8 protein-coding genes are annotated in these 7552 nt (G+C 65.6%); 7 read left to right on the top strand and 1 reads right to left on the bottom strand.

Translation table 11 applies throughout. The features are described 5' to 3' along the window. The 5 genes from ACKODO_RS07555 to ACKODO_RS07535 form a co-directional block, all read left to right on the top strand. On the top strand, positions 1-549 hold a 549-nt coding region (locus tag ACKODO_RS07555), incomplete at its 5' end, for an aminoacyl--tRNA ligase-related protein (RefSeq protein WP_408982835.1). After that, on the top strand, positions 549-1310 hold the full coding sequence (gene surE / locus ACKODO_RS07550; protein ID WP_408982834.1) for a 5'/3'-nucleotidase SurE: 762 nt from the start codon (positions 549-551) through the stop codon (positions 1308-1310). The genes ACKODO_RS07555 and surE, both read left to right, overlap by 1 nt. Before the next feature lies 1 nt (position 1311). Next, the gene (locus tag ACKODO_RS07545) at positions 1312-2031 is read left to right on the top strand and encodes a protein-L-isoaspartate O-methyltransferase family protein (protein WP_408982833.1); all 720 of its coding nucleotides are present in this window, start codon (positions 1312-1314) and stop codon (positions 2029-2031) included. A 122-nt stretch (positions 2032-2153) separates the two neighbouring features. Then, the gene (locus ACKODO_RS07540) at positions 2154-3524 is read left to right on the top strand and encodes a peptidoglycan DD-metalloendopeptidase family protein (RefSeq protein WP_408982832.1); all 1371 of its coding nucleotides are present in this window, start codon (positions 2154-2156) and stop codon (positions 3522-3524) included. Positions 3525-3781: 257 nt separating this feature from the next. Beyond that, positions 3782-4732 (top strand): diguanylate cyclase, encoded by a 951-nt coding sequence (locus ACKODO_RS07535; RefSeq protein WP_408982831.1) that lies wholly within the window; start codon positions 3782-3784, stop codon positions 4730-4732. Between the two features lie 186 nt (positions 4733-4918). Here the strand turns inward: ACKODO_RS07535 and ACKODO_RS07530 are convergent, their stop codons facing one another. Then, a complete protein-coding gene (locus tag ACKODO_RS07530) occupies positions 4919-5788 on the bottom strand; it encodes an ATP-binding protein (RefSeq protein ID WP_408982830.1) in 870 nt (289 codons plus the stop codon). 195 nt (positions 5789-5983) lie between these two features. Here ACKODO_RS07530 and yajC point away from each other — a divergent pair, with 195 nt between their 5' ends. After that, positions 5984-6310 (top strand): preprotein translocase subunit YajC, encoded by a 327-nt coding sequence (gene yajC, locus ACKODO_RS07525; RefSeq protein WP_408982829.1) that lies wholly within the window; start codon positions 5984-5986, stop codon positions 6308-6310. 81 nt (positions 6311-6391) lie between these two features. Continuing rightward, positions 6392-7552: SecDF P1 head subdomain-containing protein (locus ACKODO_RS07520; RefSeq protein ID WP_408982828.1), on the top strand; the 1161-nt coding region annotated here is incomplete at its 3' end.

The raw sequence follows: 7552 nt of genomic DNA, 5'->3' as shown, positions 1-7552 counted from the left end.
TCGGAGGAGGAGCTTCCTTTGCGCTTCACTGCGCTCACGCCCTGTTTCCGCGCGGAAGCCGGTTCGGCTGGGCGCGATACGCGCGGCATGCTGCGCCAGCACCAGTTCAACAAGGTGGAGCTCGTCTCCATCGCTACGCCGGAGAAATCCGCCGACGAGCATGAGCGCATGCTCGCTGCGGCCGAAACCGTGCTGAAAAAGCTCGGCCTGCATTATCGCGTGATGACGCTCTGCACCGGCGATATGGGCTTTTCGAGCCAGAAGACCTACGACATCGAAGTCTGGCTGCCTGGCCAGAACACCTACCGGGAAATCTCCTCCTGCTCGGTCTGCGGCGATTTCCAGGCGCGGCGGATGGATGCGCGCTTCCGGCGCTCCGGCGAGAAGGAGACGCGCTTCGTGCACACGCTCAACGGCTCGGGCGTTGCGGTGGGGCGCTGTCTCATTGCGGTCATGGAGAATTACCAGAACGAGGACGGCTCCATCACGGTGCCGCCCGTGCTCGCCCCCTATATGGGTGGCCTCACAAGAATCGAGAAAGCAGGCTGATGCGCATCCTCGTCACCAATGATGACGGCATTCATGCCCCCGGCCTCGCGGTGCTGGAGAAAATCGCGCGCGAGATTTCCGACGATGTGATCGTGGTGGCGCCGGAGACCGACCAATCCGGCGTCTCGCATTCGCTTTCGCTGAATGATCCGCTGCGCCTCAGGGAGATTTCGCCGAGCCATTTCGCGGTGAAGGGCACGCCGACCGATTGCGTCATCATGGGCTTGCGCCATGTGCTGAAGGGCGGTCGGCCCGATCTCGTGCTCTCCGGCGTCAATCGCGGGCAGAACGTGGCGGAGGATGTCACCTATTCCGGCACCATTGCGGCCGCCATGGAGGGCACCTTGCTCGGCGTGCCCTCGATCGCGCTGAGCCAGGCCGTGAACCCGGAGGATCGGGCGAATTTCTCCTGGAATTGCGCAGAGGCGCATGGTTCGAACGTCATCCGCAAGGTGCTTGCGGCAGGCATCGCGCCGGGCATCGTCATCAACGTGAATTTCCCGGCCGTGAAGCCGGAGGCCATGCGGGGAATAGCGGTCTCGGTGCAGGGCCAGCGCAACCAGGCGCTGCTCGATATCGACCAGCGGCAGGACGGGCGCGGCAATCCGTATTTCTGGATCGCCTTCGCCCGCGGCAGGATCACCCCGGCCGAGGGCAGCGATCTGCACGCGCTCGCGCATGGCAGGATTTCGGTGACGCCGCTCAGGCTCGACCTCACTGATCTGCCGCAACTCACGCGTCTGGCGGAGGCGCTGGAGTAAGATGATCCCGCAGGGCGAGGCGCGGGCCGGCCATGCCCTGCGCGAAGGGGGAAATCCGGCTCCGCGTGCGAGCCTCGGTGAGGCGAACGACACCGCGCTGGCGCGATTCCTGCTCGACCTGCGCTCGAAGGGCCTCACCGAGCCCGCGATCTTCAACGCCTTCGAGCGCGTGCCGCGCGCGCCGTTCCTCCCGAAAATCCGCCCCGGCCTGCTCTACGCGCCGATCAACCTGCCGATTGCCTGCGGCGAGGAAGCGGAAGATCCGTTCAGCCTTGCTCGGTTGCTGGTTCTCGCGCGCATCGCTCCGGGGCAAAGGGTGCTGGAAATCGGCACGGGCTCCGGCTTCAGCGCCGCCTTGATGGCCGCGGCCGGCGCGGAGGTGGTGACGCTCGAACGCTTCGCGACCCTGGGGGTCGCGGCCATGCGGGCCTTCAACCTACTCGGCCTGCCGCGCATCACCGCCCTGCAGGCGGATGGATTGGCAAGGCGCGGGGTTGGCGGGCCGTTCGACCGTCTCATCATCGGCGGCGCGCTGGGAATCGTGCCGTCCCAGCTTTTCGAAGGGCTTGTGCCCGGCGGCATCGCCATCGGTGGCCGGGTGCGGGGAGAGGAAACGTGCCTCACGCTCTGGCGCATCGATGCGCAGGGCTTTCCCGTGGAAAGTGATCTCGGCCCCGCGCGGATGACCCGCATGCGCGCCAAACTCCCGCTTGCCTTGTAGAATTTCCAACAATGCAGGGCGATTCATATTCTCCTAACCGTGTCCCCTAACCCTGACTTAAACTGAATCCTTCATGACTGACGCCAGTCGCCTTTGAATGTTGTGCGTGGGTAGGCGTAGTGATGACAATCCTGTTCGAACGGGTGAAGCCCCGGTTGCTGGCATCGGTCATGGTGGCAAGTCTCGTTGCGGCTTGCTCTTCCGATACGGCCCGCTTCAATGACAATCCCTTCCAGAACCCGTTCAACAGCCGGACGAGTTTCGATCCGGTGTCGACTGCCTCGATCGACCGGATCCAGCCGAATGCGCCCCTTCGCGCGGCGCCTTCCGGATCGGTGACCACACAGGCTCTTCCGCCGCCAACCCAGCCGATGATGCGGGCCTCCCCGCAGGCTTCCGCGCCCACCGCGACGGGCTCCGTCGCCTCCGCCTCCTATCCCGCGCTGGCGCCGGTCGCGCCGCGCCCTGGCACGGCGCTTGGCGCCACGCAGGGCTGGACCGCCGTTGGTGGCACGCCGATCGTGCTGCAGCACGGAGAGAGCCTCGGCACGCTGTCGAGCCGCTACGGTGTGCCGGTCAGCGCGCTGCTGGCGGTCAACGGGCTTTCGTCGGTCAACCAGGCGCAGCCCGGCCAGCAGATCATGATTCCGGCCTACAGCGCCGTGCAGGGCGCGGGTTCCACGACCGCGCCGCGTCGCGTGGCCAGCGCCGTCCCGTCGCGTGGGACTCTCGCGGAGGCCTCCCCGGCTCGCCCGGCCACGCGTCCTGCCGTGCGTGACGTGACCGGCAAGCCCGAAACCGAAGCCGAACGGCGCGCTGCCGCGAAGCTGAAGCAGCTGCGCACCCGCGACGAGGCCGAAGATGAGGCGCCCGCCGCTCGCCCGGCCCCGAAGGCAGGCGCGCAGCCCATGCCGCCCCTGCCCGAGAAGAAGATCACCGAGCAGAAGCGCCTCGAAGCCGAGCGCAGCGCGAGGCAGGCGACGAAGAAGGTTCCGGTCGCTGAACCGGAAACCACGGCCTCGATCCCCGAGCCGAAGGTGACGGCCCGGAATGCCGAGCGCCCGGCAGCCGTGCCCGCTCCCGCCCCGCAGGCCGAAGAGCCAGCCGAGCAGGCAGCGAATTTCCGCTGGCCCGCCCAGGGCCGGGTGATTTCCGGATTCGGCGCGAAGGGCGCTTCTGGCACGAATGATGGCATCAACATCGCCGTGCCGGAAGGCACGCCGGTGCGCGCCGCCGAAGGGGGCACGGTCATCCATGCCGATGACGCGCTGAAGGGCTATGGCAAGCTGGTGCTCGTCCGTCACCCAAACGGCTATGTCAGCGTCTACGCCCATAACGGCGAGATCAAGGTGAAGCGCGGCGAGAGCGTGAAGCGCGGCCAGGTGATCGCGGCCTCGGGCTCCTCGGGCAATGTCACCTCGCCGCAACTCCACTTCCAGATCCGCAAGGGATCGCAGGCGGTGGACCCGATGAAGATGTTGTCAATGAACTGACGCAGGTTTAACCGGATCGACGGAGCCGCGAGACACCTCCTTCGCGCCGGGAAAGCCCCGCCGCCTCCAAGGAAAGGGGCGGCGGGGTTTCTGTTTGCGCGAGCGCGATGCACAGGTTCGTCGCCCAGGTCTCGAAAGCGCGTTTACCATTGTTTTCGGCGAACCCTTCACGGGGTTGTTAAAGCATTTTTGGCAGGGTTTCTCAGGGTCGAAGGCTCCGGGGGATCTGGATCCGGCCTTGTATGGGTTGATTTCCGATGCGTATCCTTCTTGCTGAGCCGAACAAGATCGGTCGGTTGATCCTCACGCTGATGCTGGAAACGGACGGCCACCAGGTGCTTGCCTGTGACAGCGCCGAGGGCGCCCTGCAGCATCTGGAGGCCGAGGATGGCCCCGACGTCCTGCTCATGGCCATCGACTTCGAGGGCATGTCGAGCCTCGAGCTCTGCTGGTCCGCGCGGCTTGTCGCGAGCACGCATCGCCCGCTCTTCATCATCGTGATGTCAGCCTCGACCGACGAGGAGCAGCTCGCAGAGGCGCTGGATGCCGGCGCGGATGACTTCATCGGCAAGCCCCCGCGCAAGACGGAGCTTCTCGCGCGGCTGCGCTCCGGCAAGCGCATGCTCGATGCCCAGCGCGAACTCATCCGCATCGCGTCCTTCGATGCGTTGACCGGCCTGCGCAACCGTCGCTTCTTCTTTGACATGATCGCGGAAGCCGAGGCCAAGCCGGAACTTGCGAGCATACTCGTGCTCGATATCGACTATTTCAAGCAGGTGAATGACCGCCACGGGCATGATGGCGGCGACATGGTGCTTCAGGAGGTCGCACGTCGGCTGGCTGAGATCGACAGCCGCTTTGCCCGCATCGGCGGCGAGGAATTCTCGCTGCTCGTGCGCGGGCCGATCGAGATGGCGGCGGTCATCGCCGAGAAGGTTCGCCGCGAGATCGCGCTGCTGCCGGTGAAGCTGCCTTCCGTCGAATTGCAGGTGACGATCAGTGTCGGCGTGGCCCAGCGCAACCCCGGCATGACCTTCGAACAGGCCATGAAGGATGCGGATATCGCGCTCTATGCCTCGAAATCCGGGGGGCGGAATCGCGTCACGCTGGCGCGCGTCGCCGACAACACCGCCTCGCTCGAGGCTCAGCCGCGCTCGCATGACAAGAGCCAGGGCCCGCGCGGCGACGTGGTGAAGCTTATGGCCTGATCCGCTCGGGGGAGGAAGGCGGGCGTGGCGAAGCCGTTCGGCGTCGATCACGGCGCGGGCATTCAGGAGCTTGTCCACAAATTCCAGCATCGCCCGCAGGAAGGCTCGCGCGACGGGCGAAAGACCGCCAATGACCTCGGTCATGCCGATGATCGCCGTCTCGATCTCGTCGAGACGTGCGAGCGCTCAGGCAACCTCCCTCGCACGCCCCATGCGCCCCGCCAGATCCTGGATGAACTGGAAGGCCACGCGGCCCGCGCGGCTGCCGCGCGTGGTGGACCATTCCAGCGCCTCCCAATGCAGGCGCTCTCGGTCCATCTCGAGGCCGAAATGGGCGGCATAGGCGTCGATCATGCCGAGATAATCGTCCTGGCTGCATTTATGGACGCCAAGCCAGAGCCCGAAACGATCCGACAGCGAGACTTTCTCCTCAACCGCCTCGCCGGGATTGATGGCGGTGGCACGTTCATTCTCGATCATGTCGCGCGGCAGGAGGTGGCGGCGATTGGAGGTCGCATAGAACAGCACGTTTTCCGGCCGGCCCTCGATGCCGCCATCCAGAACGGCCTTCAGCGCCTTGTAGGAGGTCTCGCCGCTGTCGAAGGAGAGATCGTCGCAGTAAAGGATGAATCGATGCGGCGCATGCCGCAGGCTGTTCATCAGCGCGGGAAGGGAATTGATATCCTCGCGGTGGATTTCCACGAGCTTCAGCGGCAGGCCCTCAGCGGTCATCGCGCCATGCGCGCTCTTCACGAGGCTCGACTTGCCCATGCCGCGCGCCCCCCAGAGCAGCACGTTGTTGGCCGGAAAACCTTTCGCGAAACGGCGGGTGTTCTCGACGAGAATGTCGCGGACATGATCGATGCCCACGAGAAGCGCCAGCGGGATGCGATTGACCCTGAGTACCGGCTGCAGCGCCCCGCGGGCGGCATTCCAGAGAAAGGCATCGGCGCTCGAAAAATCCGGCGCGGGCGGGGTCGGCGGCGCCAGCCTTTCCAGGGCTTCGGCGATCCGGGTCAGCAGCGGCTCGAGTTCCGGGGAAGGGGGCAGGCTCATGCGCGGTTCATCCTTGACGATCTCGCGCGGGATTAGCGGGAACCGGCTCTCCGATCAATGTATCCGTGGAAAGGCCTGTGGCCCGCGTGCCATGCCGGGCCCGCTTTGGTTTGCGTTTCCGGGGCGAGCGATTATATACGCCCCGACATATGATTTCCGGGCTTTTCCCGCCCGACCTGATGGAGTGAAACGCTCGTGATTACCCCTGCTTTCGCACAAGGCGCGGCTGCCCCCGGCGGCACGGATCTTTTCGTTCAGCTGCTGCCGTTCGGCCTCGTGCTGATCATCATGTATTTCCTGCTGTTCCGGCCGCAGCAGCGGCGTGCGAAGGCCCATCAGGAAATGGTGAAGAACCTCCGCCGCGGCGACGTGATCGTGATGAATAACGGGATGATCGCGAAGATCACCAAGGTCATCGACGACAACGAGATCGAGGTGGAGATCTCTGACAGCGTCAAGGTTCGCATGCTGCGCGGCATGGTCGCCGAGCTGCGCGTGAAGAGCGAGCCCAGCGCCGGCTGACGCCTTCTCGCCGGGTGAGGCGGAGCGCGCCGCCCCGCCCGCGCCGAAATGCCCCGCCAGCGGCCTTGTTCAGGGAGTTCCATGTTCCGGCAATCGACCCTCAAAACCGTCCTGATCGCCTTCACGCTGTTCGTTGGCGCCTACCTGACGCTGCCGACCATCTTTGGCGATCAGGTCGTGCGCACGCTTGCGGGCTACCTGCCATCCTTCATGGTGCCCAAGGGTGCGGTGAAACTCGGCCTAGACCTGCAGGGCGGCGTGCATGTGATGCTCGAGGTCGACCGACCGGGGCTCCTGCGTGACATGACACGGCAATTGCAGGAAGATGTGCGCCGCGTGCTGCGCAACGAGCGCGTGGCGCCCACGGGCGGAATCGTCGCGCAGAATCGCGGCGTCGCCGTGCGAATCAGCGATGCCGCGAACCGCGCGCGCGTGCTGCCGAAGCTGCAGGAACTGGCGCAGCCCATTACCAATGCGCTGATCGGGCAGACCGGGCAGCGCAATCTTGAAATTGTCGATTCCGGCGACGGCCTCATCACGTTGACGATCACGGATGCCGAGATCAACGACAAGATCGGCCGCGCGGTGAACCAGTCGATCGAGATCTTCCGCCGCCGCCTCGACCCCGAGGGCGTGAAGGAGCCGGTGATCCAGCGCCAGGGCCTCGACCGCATCGTGGTGCAGATGCCGGGTGCCACGAATTCCAAGGAGATCACCGACGTTCTCCAGCCGGGCAAGCTCGAATTCCGCATGGTGGCGGAGCCGGGTGCGGCGGCGGCTGAGATCGAGACGTTGAAGTACCGCCAAGAGAAAAATGAGCCACCTCCTCCCCAGGTTGCCGAGGTTGTCGAGCGCCGTGTCCTTGTGCGCGGCGAGGATCTTGTCTCGGCCGAACCGGGTTTCGACCAGCGCACCAGCGAACCGGTTGTGAATTTCCGCTTCAACGTGCGCGGCGCGCAGGCCTTTGCGGCGGCGACCACCGCGAATGTCGGGAAGCCCTTCGCCATCATCCTCGACAACGAGGTCGTTTCCGCGCCGCGCATCATTAAGCCGATCCCGCAAGGGCTGGGGCAGATTTCGGGTCGCTTCACGGTGGAAGCGGCCAACCGTCTCGCGATCCTGCTGCGCTCCGGCGCGCTGCCGGCCTCCTTCACGCTCGTCGAGGAACGCACGGTCGGCCCCGGCCTGGGCAGGGATTCGATTGCCGCCGCCACACTCGCCTCCATGGTCTCGGCCGGCGCG

The sequence above is a fragment of the Rhabdaerophilum sp. genome, assembly GCF_046092605.1.
In the GTDB taxonomy this organism is placed as follows: domain Bacteria; phylum Pseudomonadota; class Alphaproteobacteria; order Rhizobiales; family Beijerinckiaceae; genus Rhabdaerophilum.
This window is presented reverse-complemented; position numbering and strand designations above follow the sequence as displayed.